Origin of the sequence: Ensifer sp. LC384 (assembly GCF_001695865.1) — a bacterium.
In the GTDB taxonomy this organism is placed as follows: Bacteria; Pseudomonadota; Alphaproteobacteria; order Rhizobiales; family Rhizobiaceae; genus Ensifer.
Genome location: NZ_MBST01000002.1, coordinates 165,381 through 177,682 on the forward strand (window position 1 = coordinate 165,381; position 12,302 = coordinate 177,682).

The window sequence follows — 12,302 nt, forward strand, 5'->3', positions numbered from 1 at the left end:
CTGCGAGAATGAGATATATAAACGATTATTCGGTTATTAACGAGAGTCAAGATGCCACGCCCCAAAACGATGCCTGATGAAGACGTGTTGGCAGCCGCACTGGCAATCATGCATGCGAGCGGACCGGAGGGCCTGACCTTTGCCGCCCTTGCCACAGGCACGGGGCTTTCCGCCTCCACCCTGGTCCAGCGGTTCGAGAACAAGCAGAAGCTCATTCAGTGTGCACTTCTGCAGGCCTGGGACGGGCTCGACCGCTTGACTGCCGAGCTTTCCGCGACCCTGCCGAAGACGCCGGACGGCGCCGTCGATCTGCTCGTCGGACTGTCCGGCGACTATGGCGGTATCGAAACCTATGCCGACGGCCTTCGGATCCTGCGCGAGGATTTGCGCGACCCCGCGCTCCGCGCCCGCGGTGCGCAGTGGCGCGATGTGCTTTCCCAGGCGTTGGACGAGTGCTTTGCTGGCCCGTCGGCGCCGGTGCCCGGCATCGGTCTCCTGATGGCGTCCCACTGGCAGGGGGCCTTGCTTTGGTGGAGTTTCGACCCGCAGACCCCGGTTGCCGATTTCGTTAGCCAGAGCCTGCGCCGTTTCGTGTCCTTCCTGGGCGCAGACGCTTCCGCGCCGCGCGGGTGATGAAGCTGCCTGTCGATTGCGCCACGATGAGGCCGGTCACCCGGCTTCAAATCCCCGTGACATTGTTCGCGGGGCCATGACCTGGCCGCGCATTCACCCTAGATCGGAATGCATGATCAGGTTTGCTGCTGCATTTTTTTCTTTGCTGGTGATGTGCTCCTCGGCCGTCGCGCTGGATTGGCCATCGCTTCCGGCGTTGTTGGACGGACTTGCGGCGCGCGACGACCTGAAGCCATTGAAAACGGTGATTGTCGCCAGGGCCGGCTCCGTCGTTGCCGTACGCGGCTACCAGGGGAACCGCCCGACGGACACCACCAACATCAAGTCGGCCTCCAAATCGATCGTATCGGCCCTGGTCGGCATCGCGATCGACAAGGGCCTATTGGAGGGGCCGGACCAGAAGATCGCTCCGATCCTCAAGGCGGAGCTGCCGGCTCCGCCGGATCCGCGGCTTGAGGACATCACCATCGGCCATCTGCTGTCGATGCAGGCGGGTCTCGGGCGGATGTCCGGCCCCAATTGCGGACGTTGGGTGTCCAGTCGGAACTGGGTTCGTTCCGCTCTGGCACAGCCGTTTGACGATGATCCGGGTGGGCCGATGCTCTATTCGACCGCGTCCACCCATCTGCTCTCGGCAATCCTGACCAAGGTCAGCGGCAAGCCGACGCTTGCTCTCGCCCGGGAATGGCTCGGTCCGATCAAGGGCTTTCGCATCGATGCCTGGGACCGCGATCCCCAGGGCATCTATCTCGGCGGCAACCAGATGGCGATGAGCGCGCGATCGTTGCTTGCCTTCGGCGAGACATACCGCAACGGCGGCAAAACCGCCGATAGTCGACAGGTGGTGCCGGCGCAGTGGATCGCGCTTTCCTGGCAACCGCGCACCAATTCGCGGTTCTCCGGCGACATCTACGGCTACGGCTGGTTTCAGCGCCAGATCGCCGGTGAGACCGTGCATTTCGCCTGGGGCTATGGCGGTCAGATGCTCTATATCGTCCCGGCGCTTGACCTCACCGTGGTGATGACCTCGCAGGAGAGCGGCCCGTCGGCACGCACCGGCTATCGCGATGCGCTGCATCTGCTGCTCGGCAACATCATCGACACTGTCAAGGCGGCGCCACGCCTCGGCGAATAATGGTGCGGCCAAGACTGCCAGTTGTTGAATGCCGTTTGGGCTCGATCTTGCGGCCGCTGTCGGGCCGTTGCTGCTGTGCAACATCCATTGTCAAAACACACGGTCCGTGTGCATCGACAGGGCGCCTGTCGCGGCCCTGGGTCTTCGACATCGACCAGGAAAACGCCACCGTCTACGAGACGTCTTCGGGCCTGAACCTCCTGCGTCAGCTCGACCTCAAATCCCGCGGCTTCGAACTCGAAGGCAACGCGTCGCTCGACAACGGCTGGGGCTTCATCGCCTCCTACTCCTACAACGACGTCGAGATCACCAAGCTGACGTCGGAGACGGTCGGCAACACGCTGAACTCCTCACCCTATCACATGTTCTCGCTCTGGGCGGACTACGAAGTACAATCCGGCGCGCTCGAAGGGCTCGGCGTCGGCGCCGGCGTCCGCTATGTCGGATCGAGCTTCGGCGACAATGTCCACACGCCTGTTCTCAACAACCAGGCGCGCACCTTCGTCGATGCATCGGTCCGCTATGATCTCGGCGCAGTCAATCCGTCCTTTGAGGGTGTGCGCCTGCAGCTCAACGCGACCAACCTGCTGAACGAGGTCGAGCAGCTCTACACCACGGGCTTCTGCTACTTCGACGAGGGCCGCAAGGTTGTCGCCAGCATGCGTTACCGCTTCTGATGGCGCATCGAGAGCGGACATCCGCGACACCGTCTCCGGCCGCGGTCTTCCTGACGGTCGGCGGCCTTTATGTCGCCCAGAGCGTGATCGGCGGACTGACGATGCTGGGCCTGCCCGCAGTCCTGCGGGAGCAGGGGCTGCCGCTCGACCGGATCGGCCTGGTGTACCTGACCGTGCTGCCCTGGGCGCTCAAATTTCTTTGGTCGCCCTACGTCGAACGGTTCCGCCTGCCGGCCGCCGGCCGTAACCGATCGTCGATCATCGTTGTCCTCGGCGGCGTGCTTTGCGCACTCGCCCTGGCGGCGCTCGGCATTCTCGGACCCGACAGACTGAGCCTAATGCTTGTTTGCCTCGTCTTCATTGCCCTTGTCACGTCCACCGTCGACATCGCTTGCGATGGATATGCGGTGGAAACGCTCGCCAAGGAGCACCACGGCTGGGGCAACGCCGCCCAGGTGGGCGGCGCCTATGTCGGATCGGCGATCGGCGCGGGATTGTTTCTCGTGTTCGTCGAACGGCTCGGCTGGGCGCCTGCCGTCTGGATCATGGCCGCGATCGTGCTCGCCCTTGGACTTCCCTTCCTGCTCGGCCCCGGTCGGCGTGTTTCGAATGAAGTGCGCAATCATACCCCGTCGCTTGCGGCAGCCCTCAGGCGACCCGACGTCCGCAAGGGGCTGCTGATGGCCGCGGTCTACGTCTCGGCCCAGAAATGGGGGATCGCCATGCTCGGGCCGTTCCTGATCGACTATGGTTTCAGTCTGGCCGATGTCGGCATCTTGAACGGTCTCGGCAGCATGCTGGTTGGTTTCGGCGGAGCGCTGCTGGGCGGTTTGCTGGTGCGTCTGTGGGGCGCCGGCGTGGTTCTGGTCGGCGCGCTGCTGCTGCAGGTCGTGATGCTGGGCGGTTTCGCCTTCATCGCCTCTCATGGAGATCTGCCAAGATCGCTGGTGATCACGATCGCTGTTGCCAGTTCGTCCGGCGTCATGGCCGTTGGCTTCGTCGCACTTTACGCCCAGTTCATGGGCTGGGCGGATCCGCGGCAGGCGGGCGTCGACTTCACCCTGTTCCAGTGCATGGACAGTCTCATCAGCATGGCCGGCGGCCTTGGGGCCGGCTGGATCGCCGAGCACTTCGGCTATACGGCCTTTTTCCTCAGTGCCGCGATCGTCTCGACGCTGGCAGCGCCACTGCTTGTGCTTCTCGTGCGCCAGCATCGCTTGCCAAGCCAAGCCGTTGCCTGACGCCAATCTCCTCGGTCGATAGGCGCTGGGGTTTGGCTTAGGCAGAGCCGCGCAGCATGATCTCGGCGCTCAGCAGAATGCGCTCGTCGGCGGGATAGGCCTGGTCGGCATTTTCCGTTTCGCCAAGCTTGAACAACAGAAGCTCGATCGCCAGCCGGCCGATCTCGTTGTAGTTCTGGGCCACGGTCGTCAGCGGTGGGCAGGTGTAGCGCGACAGCGGATGGTCGTCGTGGCCTGCCACGCGCAGGTCGCTGTCCAGTTCGCGGCCGACCTTGATGCCGGACTGGAAGGCCGCGGCAATCACGCCGAAGGCGACGCGGTCGTTGGCGCAGAGCACCGTCTTCGTCGGAAAACCACCTTCACCCAGAATGCGCAGCGTTTCGTCGTAGCCGAATTTTTCGAAGTCCCACGAAGCATTCGGCGCCGTCGGCACGATGACGGGATCCATCTTCAACTGTTGCATCGCCTCCTCATAGGCGTGCTGGCGGGCCAACGCGTTGTTGTTAACCGGCGGCATGCCGAAATAGCAGGGCGGCTCGCCGGACCGGCAGAGATAATCGACCATCAGCTTGAAGCTTTGCCGGTTGTCCGTGCCGACGAAGGAGGAGCTGCCGTCGAGCGGCGAGTCGACATAGATCAGCGGAATGCTCTGGCCGAGAGAGGTGAGCTTCTGGTGATGCGACTGGACGCCGAGCGGGGCGATGATGGCGCCGGCGACGTTCATCGACTTGAAGGTCTCGATGGCGCGCTCTTCCATCTCCGGCTTGCCGTCGGAGGAAAGCACGAAAGCGAGGAAACCCGCCTGGTTGGCGATATGCTCGATCCGTCGTGTCAGCGCCATGTAGAACGGGTCGGTCGAATTGGGAACGATGACGCCAAGAATATTGGTTCGCCGCCGGTTGAGATTGACGGCGAAGATGTTGGGCCTGAAGCCCGATTGCTTGATGGCGGCCTCGATGGCGTCGCGGGTCTTCTTGCGAACCGAAGTCGGATCGTTGAAATATTTGGAGACTGTGGGGCGCGACAAACCGACGAACTCCGAAAAATCCTCCATCGTCTTGATTTGTCTGTTCACGGTCGAAGCGCCCCCATTTTTCTTTTGGGTTTCGTTTATAGATTTATTTCCGAGGGATAGGCAGTGTCGACTGCGAAATATTCACGGAATGAACGGCCGGCTCTATCCTTTGCAGGCGGTGAAATAATCCTCCAGAACCGCGTCGACGGCGGCGATCGCCAGCGCCTTTGCTTGCGGCGGCACCTGGCCGTTTCGCACGCGCTCGTAACTGCCCGAGAGATACTGGCTGATCAGCGTCTCGGGGATGGTGACGCCATCGAGCAGGCGAAGAAGCTCTTCCACGGCGCTGGCGACCTTCGGGTGCGGCCAGTAATAACGGATGCGGTCGCTATAGGAGAAATGGCGCTGAAGGCGCAGTGCGTCGGGTGAGCCATGATAATATTTGCCCCAATTCGCCGGCTCCTCGCGCATCACCTCTTCAGTGACTTCGGCCAGGGTCTTGGCCCGTGCATCGGGAAACAGGAAGGCGGCGATCTGGTCGAGGCCGTAAAGGGCTTCCCGTAAGGCAAAGGTCAGACCGGGGCCGACCTTGAGGATGGCAAAACCATCGGCCACCAGGTCGCGAAGCGCCTCTTGCGTCTGGTAGTCGGTGGAGTGTGCCTCGAAGACGAGACCGTCGAGCTTCGTCAGGCTAGCGCTGAGCTTAGCGGCCTTCGGCCGGTCATAGGCAATGACGTTCTCGTTGCCGAACTCGACGCCCGGTTGGACGACGGCGCCGACAACCCGGGAGAAGGCCGCGCCGGCACCGGCATCGCTGAATGCCTGCCGGTGAATGTCGACGGTCTCGACGGCTGCTTCCGGTGCCGTGACTTCCAGCGTGTCCAATTCCTCGAGCGCGCCGCCGGGGACCGGTACTTCGGTGCCGATGATATAGACCGGGGCGATGCCATCGCGTCCACGGATGGAATCTTCGGCGGCAGCGGCAAGCCGCGCGGCGCGTGACGCCGTCGTTGCGTCGGGAAGCGCTATCGGCTCGCCGGCGCAGCCCATGCTGGTGTCGAGGTGCAGCTTGGTGAAGCCGGCCTGGGCATAGGCGCGGATCATCGCTTCGGCCTTCGCCATCGCTTCATCGGCCGGCAGATGCTTCCAAGGATTGGGACCCAGGTGATCACCGCCGAGGATGATCTTTTTCATGGCGAAACCGGCCTTTGCGGCAATCTGCCCGACGAAGCCGGTGAAGTCGGCCGGCGTCATGCCGGTATAACCGCCGTCCTGGTTGACCTGGTTGCAGGTCGCCTCGATCAAGAGATGCGTGCCCTCCTTCAGGGCACGCAGCATCGCGGCCTCGATGACCAGCGGATGCGCCGAGCAGATCGAGGGAATGCCGCGCAGGCCCGGACGGTCGCGCCACTGGGCGATATCGATCAGATAGTTCGGTTTCATGACGCTCAATCCTTTCGCGCGCTGATGAAGGCTTCGAGTTCCGCTCTCGTCGAGGCGCCTTCCATCGGGCCTGAGATCATCACGGCGCGGGCGCCGGAGGCATTGGCGAGTTCGAGCGCTTCGCGCGGTGCAGCACCATTCAGCCAGCAGGTGACGAAGGTGGCGCCGAAGCAGTCGCCCGCCCCGGTCGGATCGACCTCTTCGACCGCAAAGCCGGGGAGGGTGAATGCCGTTTCCGCATCGAAATAGCTGGCACCATCGGCGCCACGCTTGACGACGACGACCTTGATGCCGGAGGCGAGGAGTTCGGCGATGGCCTCCGCCTCGCTCTTTGCCTCGGTGAAAAGGAAGAGTTCGGCGCCGCTCGGCAGGAAGACGTCGGTCCGTGCAAGGACCGATCTCAGCGCTTCGCGCATGCCGGGGCTTTCGAGGATTTCTGCCCGAAGGTTGGGGTCGAAGGAGACCGTGCCGCCTGCCGCCTTGATGATGTCGATCGCCGCCAGAATGCTTTCGACCACGCTCGGCGCGTAAAGCGACGACCCCATGACATGCATGTGGCTGCAGCTTTGAGCGAGCGCGATCGCCTTATCATCCAGGCGAATGGTGCCGCAGGCGCTGTCGCGGATGTTGAAGACGAAGGCCCGGCTGCCGTCATGGCGATAGCGAACGAAGGCGCTGCCGGTCGCGGCGAGTGCATCGACCGCGATGCCGGAAATATCGACGCCGTCCGCTTCCAGGCGCGCCAGATTGACGTGAGCGAAATCGTCGCCGCCGACGCGGGAAATGATCGCGCTCGCCTGGCCGAGCTTGCCGACCTGGTCGATGAAGATGGCAGGCGCCCCGGAGGGGAAAGGGCCGATCAGTGGTGTTGGCTGCCGGAAGCCGTCGCCCTTTTCGGTGGCGATGATCTCGACGAGAATCTCTCCGATCGTCAGTATCTTGTGCATGGGTCTGTCACTCGTGTCGGGTCAGCGCTTTGCCTGCTTGGCGCGAACGTCGAGCCAAACGGCGACAAGGATCACGAGGCCCTTGACGATGAGCTGGTAGAAATAGGGGACGGAAAGCATGTTCATGCCGTTGTTCATCACGCCGATGATCAGCGCGCCGATGAGCGTGCCGACCATGGTGCCGACACCGCCGGCAAGCGAGGTTCCGCCGAGAACGGCCGCGGCAATGGCATCAAGTTCATAGCTCATGCCGGCATTGGTCTGGGCGGAGAAGAGCCGCGAGGAGAGCAGCACGCCGCTGATCGCCGCCATGACGCCCGAGATCATGAAGATGATGATCTTGAGGCGGTCGACCTTGATGCCCGAATAGATCGCCGCTTCGCGGTTGCCGCCGGTAAGATAGGCACGGCGCCCGAAGCTCGTCTTGCTGAGCAGGATCTGGTTGATGACGAAGAGGACGGCGACGACCCAGATGATGATGGGCAGGCCGAGGAAGCTTTCGGTGCCGATGGCGGTCCAGGTGGCGTTGTCGATCATCGCCGGCGCGCCGTTCGTCGGTAGGCTGACGAGGCCGCGATAGATGCCCATGGTGGCGACGGTGACGATGAACGATGGCAGCAGCAGCTTCGCCGTCAACACGCCGTTCAGCATCCCCATCAGCGCGCCCGCGACCAGCGTCACGGCGAGTGCCGGGCCGAAGCCGAGCCCGAAGGCGAAACATTGCGCCCCGACCATGCCGGCCACCGCGATGATCGAGCCGACCGACAGGTCGATCTCGCCGAGCAGGATCACCCAGGTCATGCCGAAGGCGGCGATCGCGATCACAGCCACCTGCTGCAGGATGTTCATGAAGTTGACGACCGACATGAACCGCGGATTGAGGAAGGAAAAGATGATGCAGAGCATCACCAGCGAGAGGAAGATGCCGCCATATTGCTTCAATGCCCTGACGAGGGCGGCCTGGGCTGCAGTTTGCTGGGTCATGATTGGAAACCTGTCGCGTGCGCCATGATCGTTTCGGGAGTGAGGTCGGTGCCGGCAAGGGTCGCGCCGAGCACGCCCTCATGCATGACGACCACACGGTCGCTCATTCCGAGCACCTCCGGCAGCTCGGAGGAGATCAGCAGGATTGCCGTTCCTTCGGCCGCCAACTGGCGGATGATCTTGTAGATTTCGAATTTCGCACCGACGTCGACACCGCGGGTCGGCTCGTCAAGGATCAGCACCTTCGGCCGGGTCAGCAGCCATTTGGCGAGCACGATTTTCTGCTGGTTGCCGCCGCTGAGCGCGCCGGACGGGGTGTCGAGCGAGCGCGTCTTGATGGCAAGCCGGCCGACTTCGGTTGCCGCCGCCTTCCGCTCGGCGCCGCTGCGGGTAAAGCCGAACGGGCCTGTGAAATCGGGCAGTGCCGCCATGGAGATGTTCCACTCGACGCTGTGCCCGAGCACCAGGCCCTCTTCCTTGCGGTTCTCGGTGACGAAGCCGATGCCGCGGGCGATGGCTTCGGCCGGCGAGCGGAAGCGCACGTCCTGGTCGTTGAGACGCACGGTGCCATCGGCGTTCTTCATGCCGAACAGCGCGTTCATCACCTCCGAGCGTCCGGAGCCGACCAAACCGAAGAAGCCGAGGATCTCGCCGGCGCCGACCTTAAAGGAAATATCCTCGAACTCGCCGTCGCGTGTCAGGCGTTCGACGGCAAGCACCGGGGGCTGATCGGCAGCGCTTGCCGTCGACCGGTCATGGATCGCCGGGGGATAGATCTCCTCCATCCGGCGCCCGACCATCAGCGCGATCAGCGCCTCGATGGTGACGTCGTCGCGATCATGGGTGGAGACATACTCGCCATCGCGGATGACGGTGATGTCGTCGCTGAGCCGCATGATCTCTTCCATGCGGTGGGAAATGTAGATGACGGCGACGCCGCGGCTTTTCAGCCGGCCGATGATGTCGAACAGGATCTCGGCTTCGCTGTCGCTGAGCGACGAGGTCGGCTCGTCGAGAATGACGACCTTGGCGTCGTGGCTGAGGCCCTTGGCGATCTCGACCAACTGACGTTGGGCGATCGAGAGATTGCCGACCTTTTCGGTGACGTCGATCGGCAGGCCGAGCTCAGTGACGATGGCCTTCGCCTTGGCGACGAGCGCCGTGTCATTGATGAAGCCGAACTTGCGCGGCTCGCGCGTCGCAAGAATGTTCTCCGCCACCGTCAGGTTGTTGCAGAGGCTCAATTCCTGGAAGACGATCGCGAGCCCCAGGGCTGATGCCTGCTGCGGGTTGGCGGGTCGATAGGGTTGATCGTTAAGGGTAATGTCGCCCGACGTCGCCGAATGAACGCCGGCGAGGATTTTCATCAGTGTCGATTTGCCGGCACCGTTTTCGCCGAGCAACGTATGCACGCGGCCGCGGCGGACATTGAGCCGCATATTCTTCAGCGCAGCAACCTGCCCGAAGGATTTTGTGACATTGCTGATCTTGAGAACGGTGTCCGTGGTCGAACCATGCATGGCGGCCTCCTTGGATCGCGCCGAGAAGCGTTTCCGGAGCGACAGCGCAAAGGTCGCTGCAGCACTTTGAATTGCTGCATCTTTTTATGCAGCAGGCCGGAGCGTTCATCGTGTGGGTGCCGCCGCCCTCGGGCGGCGGCTGTCCTGGGAGGACTTACTTCGCGGTATAGACGCCGGGCACGATCGGCTGTTCGGCCGGAACCTGTTCGCCGGCGGCAACCTTGACGGCGGTGTCGACCGCCTGCTTGCCCATCTGGTCCGGGAACTGCTGGATGACGCCGACCATCACCGGGTTGGTGTCGACCGCGTCGCGGGCTTCCTTCATGCCGTCGAAGCCGATGACCTTGACCTGGGCTTCGAGGCCGGCCGCCTTGACGGCGACCGCAGCGGCGAGCGCTGCGTCGTCGCCGAAGCCGAAGATGCCTGATATGTCAGGGTTGGCCTGGAGCATGTTCTGGGCGGCGGCAAGCGCTTCGGCGCGGGTGATGCCGGTCTGGATCGCGACGATTTCCATCTCCGGATGCTTGGCGATTGCGTCCTTGAAGCCGTTGACGCGGTTCACCACCGACTGGACCGTCGGGTAATCGATGACGGCAACCTTGCCCTTGTTGCCGAGAACCTTCGCCATCAGCTCGCCAGCCTTGACGCCCCCGGTGAAGTTGTCGGTGCCGATATGCGAGGTGACGGTCGCGCCGTTGGCGGGCACGTCGACGGTGATCACCTTGATGCCGGCCTTCTCGGCCTTTTCGATCGCGGCGCGCACGCCCTGGCTATCGACCGGCGAAATGACGATGACGTCAACGCCCTTGACGATGAAATCCTCGACGTCGGCGAGCTGCTTGTTGAGATCCTGGTTGGCGATCGCAACTTCGAGCGTGACGTTCTTCTCCTTCGCCTCGGCTTTCATCGCGTCGGCAAGCTCGATGTAGAACGGGTGCTGCTGGGTCAGAAGCGAGGCGCCGATGCCTTCAGCCGATGCGGCCGATGCAATCAGCGCCAGTGCCGTGCCGGCGACAAGCGCCTTGAGAATACGGGGCATGTTCATGGGTTTCCTCCCTTGGAAACGACGTGGGCCTTTGGTCTTGGCTGCCAAGCAGGAGGGCCCTCCCATCACCGTCTTGGCGATGCTGTAAAAACCACAAAACTTATCGCGCGTCAACTTTGAAAAATACGCGATGAAAATAGTAAAATGATAGCGCGATAAATTGTATGGCCTCTCACTTGGGTGGTCGCCAATGAATTCGGCGGTCGGGCGGCGAAGCGAAAGCCTGCTGCAATGGCGCAACCGCCTTCCTGGAAAACGTTTCCAAGGAGAGGGCACGTGCTTGTAATTGGACAGAAATGACGGGAACCTTTGGCGCAACCGTGCATCTAATGCTGCGGGAGGCCCGGTCATGGCACATATTCGACCAAGCACGATTGCGATAACGGACGCGACTGCGGACATGGAACTGGCGCAAAGGGCGATCGCACGTGACGGGCAAGCCTTCATGACGATCATGCAGGTCCACAACCAACGCCTCTATCGGATTGCCAGAGGTATCATTCGAAACGACAGCGAAGCGGAAGACATCGTGCAGGAAGCCTATGTGCTTGCCTTCGCGCATCTCGCGAACTTTCGTGGCGAATCGTCGCTCGGAACCTGGTTGTCGCGCATCGTCATTAACGAGGCGCTCGGCCGGCTGCGCCAGGGGCGCCGCAAGGCCGACGTGCTTCGCCCGATCGGTAACAGCCACGACGCGACGGTCATTCAGTTTCCTCTGCCGGCAAGCGCCGATGATCCCGAACGTATGATGGCGCAGCGACAGATCCTCAACCTGGTGGAACGGGCGACCGACAACCTGCCTGATATCTACAGAACCGTGTTTGTTGCGCGGGTGACCGAGGGCCTGAGCGTCGAGGAGACGGCCGACCTGCTTGGCCTGCGCCCGGAGACCGTCAAGACGCGGCTGCATCGGGCCCGGCATCTTGTGCGCAAGCAGTTGCATGAACAGATCGGCCCGGTACTGCTGGACGCTTTTCCTTTTGCCGGGCGACGCTGCGCGCGATTGGCGGCATCCGTCATGGGGCGACTTGGTCTTTCCAATTGATTTGCGGGAACCTTTCCGGGCAGGCGGCATCCAATGGCTGTCAACTGCAAACAGATCCCGCGCCACGCGCGCCGGATGAGGGAGGAAACCCATGAACATGCGACCAATGACTGCGCTTGCCACGCTTTGCCTGCTCGGTCTTGCGTCCCTGGCACAGGCGGCAGACAAGCCGGCCGATCCGCAGATCGCTCATATCGCCTATACGGCCGGAGTGATCGACGTGGAAAACGCCAAGCTCGCGATTTCGAAATCCAGCAACGAGGCTGTCGTTTCGTTCGCTGAGGATATGGTGCGCGACCACGAGGCGGTGAACACGCAAGCACTCGATCTTGTCAAAAAACTCAAGGTGACGCCGGAGGACAATGATACCAGCAAGGCGCTCGCGAAAGCGGCCGAGGATGAACGCGCCAAGCTTGCCAAGCTCGACGGCGCAAGCTTCGACAAGGCCTATGTCGACAATGAAGTCGCCTACCACAAGCAGGTGAATGGAGCGCTGGAAACTCTGCTCATTCCGTCGGCCAGCAATCCCGAGCTCAAGGCACTGCTTGAGACCGGCTTGAAGATTTTTCAGGGTCACCAGCAGCATGCCGAGCATGTTGCCGCATCGCTGAAGTAGG

At 62.5% G+C, this 12,302-nt stretch carries 12 protein-coding genes; 6 read left to right on the plus strand and 6 right to left on the minus strand.

The features are described 5' to 3' along the window. The first annotated feature begins 51 nt into the window (after positions 1-51). The 4 genes from BC363_RS03950 to BC363_RS03965 all read left to right on the plus strand — a co-directional run bounded on the left by BC363_RS03950 (position 52) and on the right by BC363_RS03965 (position 3,686). Positions 52-633, plus strand: a complete 582-nt coding sequence (locus BC363_RS03950) for a TetR family transcriptional regulator (RefSeq protein ID WP_065786088.1) — start codon at positions 52-54, stop codon at positions 631-633. Positions 634-784: 151 nt separating this feature from the next. Further along, on the plus strand, positions 785-1,768 hold the full coding sequence (locus BC363_RS03955; protein WP_244519797.1) for a serine hydrolase: 984 nt from the start codon (positions 785-787) through the stop codon (positions 1,766-1,768). 35 nt (positions 1,769-1,803) lie between these two features. Continuing rightward, complete coding sequence (locus BC363_RS03960) at positions 1,804-2,445, plus strand: TonB-dependent receptor (protein ID WP_065786086.1); 642 nt, start codon at positions 1,804-1,806, stop codon at positions 2,443-2,445. Further along, the gene (locus tag BC363_RS03965) at positions 2,445-3,686 is read left to right on the plus strand and encodes an MFS transporter (protein ID WP_065786085.1); all 1,242 of its coding nucleotides are present in this window, start codon (positions 2,445-2,447) and stop codon (positions 3,684-3,686) included. Before BC363_RS03960 ends, BC363_RS03965 begins: the two co-directional genes overlap by 1 nt. A gap of 37 nt (positions 3,687-3,723) precedes the next feature. Here BC363_RS03965 and BC363_RS03970 read toward each other — a convergent pair whose 3' ends face one another. From BC363_RS03970 to BC363_RS03995, 6 genes are all read right to left on the minus strand, one after another. Further along, entirely contained in the window at positions 3,724-4,740 is a 1,017-nt protein-coding gene (locus BC363_RS03970; RefSeq protein WP_065786084.1) for a LacI family DNA-binding transcriptional regulator, read from the minus strand. Between the two features lie 123 nt (positions 4,741-4,863). Then, positions 4,864-6,144, minus strand: coding sequence for a D-tagatose-bisphosphate aldolase, class II, non-catalytic subunit (locus BC363_RS03975; RefSeq protein ID WP_065786083.1), 1,281 nt, complete (start codon positions 6,142-6,144; stop codon positions 4,864-4,866). Between the two features lie 5 nt (positions 6,145-6,149). After that, on the minus strand, positions 6,150-7,091 hold the full coding sequence (locus tag BC363_RS03980; protein WP_065786082.1) for a sugar kinase: 942 nt from the start codon (positions 7,089-7,091) through the stop codon (positions 6,150-6,152). A gap of 21 nt (positions 7,092-7,112) precedes the next feature. Further along, positions 7,113-8,075, minus strand: a complete 963-nt coding sequence (locus BC363_RS03985; RefSeq protein WP_065786081.1) for an ABC transporter permease — start codon at positions 8,073-8,075, stop codon at positions 7,113-7,115. After that, on the minus strand, positions 8,072-9,595 hold the full coding sequence (locus BC363_RS03990; protein ID WP_065786080.1) for a sugar ABC transporter ATP-binding protein: 1,524 nt from the start codon (positions 9,593-9,595) through the stop codon (positions 8,072-8,074). Before BC363_RS03990 ends, BC363_RS03985 begins: the two co-directional genes overlap by 4 nt. Before the next feature lie 154 nt (positions 9,596-9,749). Beyond that, positions 9,750-10,640 carry a substrate-binding domain-containing protein gene (locus BC363_RS03995; protein ID WP_065786079.1) on the minus strand — a complete coding sequence of 297 codons (891 nt, stop codon included), beginning with the start codon at positions 10,638-10,640 and terminating at the stop codon, positions 9,750-9,752. Between the two features lie 349 nt (positions 10,641-10,989). Here BC363_RS03995 and BC363_RS04000 point away from each other — a divergent pair, with 349 nt between their 5' ends. Together BC363_RS04000 and BC363_RS04005 are read left to right on the plus strand one after the other, a co-directional pair. Then, positions 10,990-11,685 carry an RNA polymerase sigma factor gene (locus tag BC363_RS04000; RefSeq protein WP_065786078.1) on the plus strand — a complete coding sequence of 232 codons (696 nt, stop codon included), beginning with the start codon at positions 10,990-10,992 and terminating at the stop codon, positions 11,683-11,685. A gap of 91 nt (positions 11,686-11,776) precedes the next feature. Further along, the gene (locus tag BC363_RS04005) at positions 11,777-12,301 is read left to right on the plus strand and encodes a DUF4142 domain-containing protein (protein ID WP_065786077.1); all 525 of its coding nucleotides are present in this window, start codon (positions 11,777-11,779) and stop codon (positions 12,299-12,301) included. Position 12,302 lies beyond the last annotated feature (1 nt).

Bases quoted from the DNA above. Each gene is read 5' to 3' on its own strand.
- BC363_RS03950 (WP_065786088.1), top strand. From the start codon at position 52: ATGCCACGCCCCAAAACGATGCCTGATGAAGACGTGTTGGCAGCCGCA.
- BC363_RS03955 (WP_244519797.1), top strand. From the start codon at position 785: ATGTGCTCCTCGGCCGTCGCGCTGGATTGGCCATCGCTTCCGGCGTTG.
- BC363_RS03965 (WP_065786085.1), top strand. From the start codon at position 2,445: ATGGCGCATCGAGAGCGGACATCCGCGACACCGTCTCCGGCCGCGGTC.
- BC363_RS03970 (WP_065786084.1), bottom strand. From the start codon at position 4,740: ATGGAGGATTTTTCGGAGTTCGTCGGTTTGTCGCGCCCCACAGTCTCC.
- BC363_RS03975 (WP_065786083.1), bottom strand. From the start codon at position 6,144: ATGAAACCGAACTATCTGATCGATATCGCCCAGTGGCGCGACCGTCCG.
- BC363_RS03980 (WP_065786082.1), bottom strand. From the start codon at position 7,091: ATGCACAAGATACTGACGATCGGAGAGATTCTCGTCGAGATCATCGCC.
- BC363_RS03985 (WP_065786081.1), bottom strand. From the start codon at position 8,075: ATGACCCAGCAAACTGCAGCCCAGGCCGCCCTCGTCAGGGCATTGAAG.
- BC363_RS03990 (WP_065786080.1), bottom strand. From the start codon at position 9,595: ATGCATGGTTCGACCACGGACACCGTTCTCAAGATCAGCAATGTCACA.
- BC363_RS03995 (WP_065786079.1), bottom strand. From the start codon at position 10,640: ATGAACATGCCCCGTATTCTCAAGGCGCTTGTCGCCGGCACGGCACTG.
- BC363_RS04000 (WP_065786078.1), top strand. From the start codon at position 10,990: ATGGCACATATTCGACCAAGCACGATTGCGATAACGGACGCGACTGCG.
- BC363_RS04005 (WP_065786077.1), top strand. From the start codon at position 11,777: ATGAACATGCGACCAATGACTGCGCTTGCCACGCTTTGCCTGCTCGGT.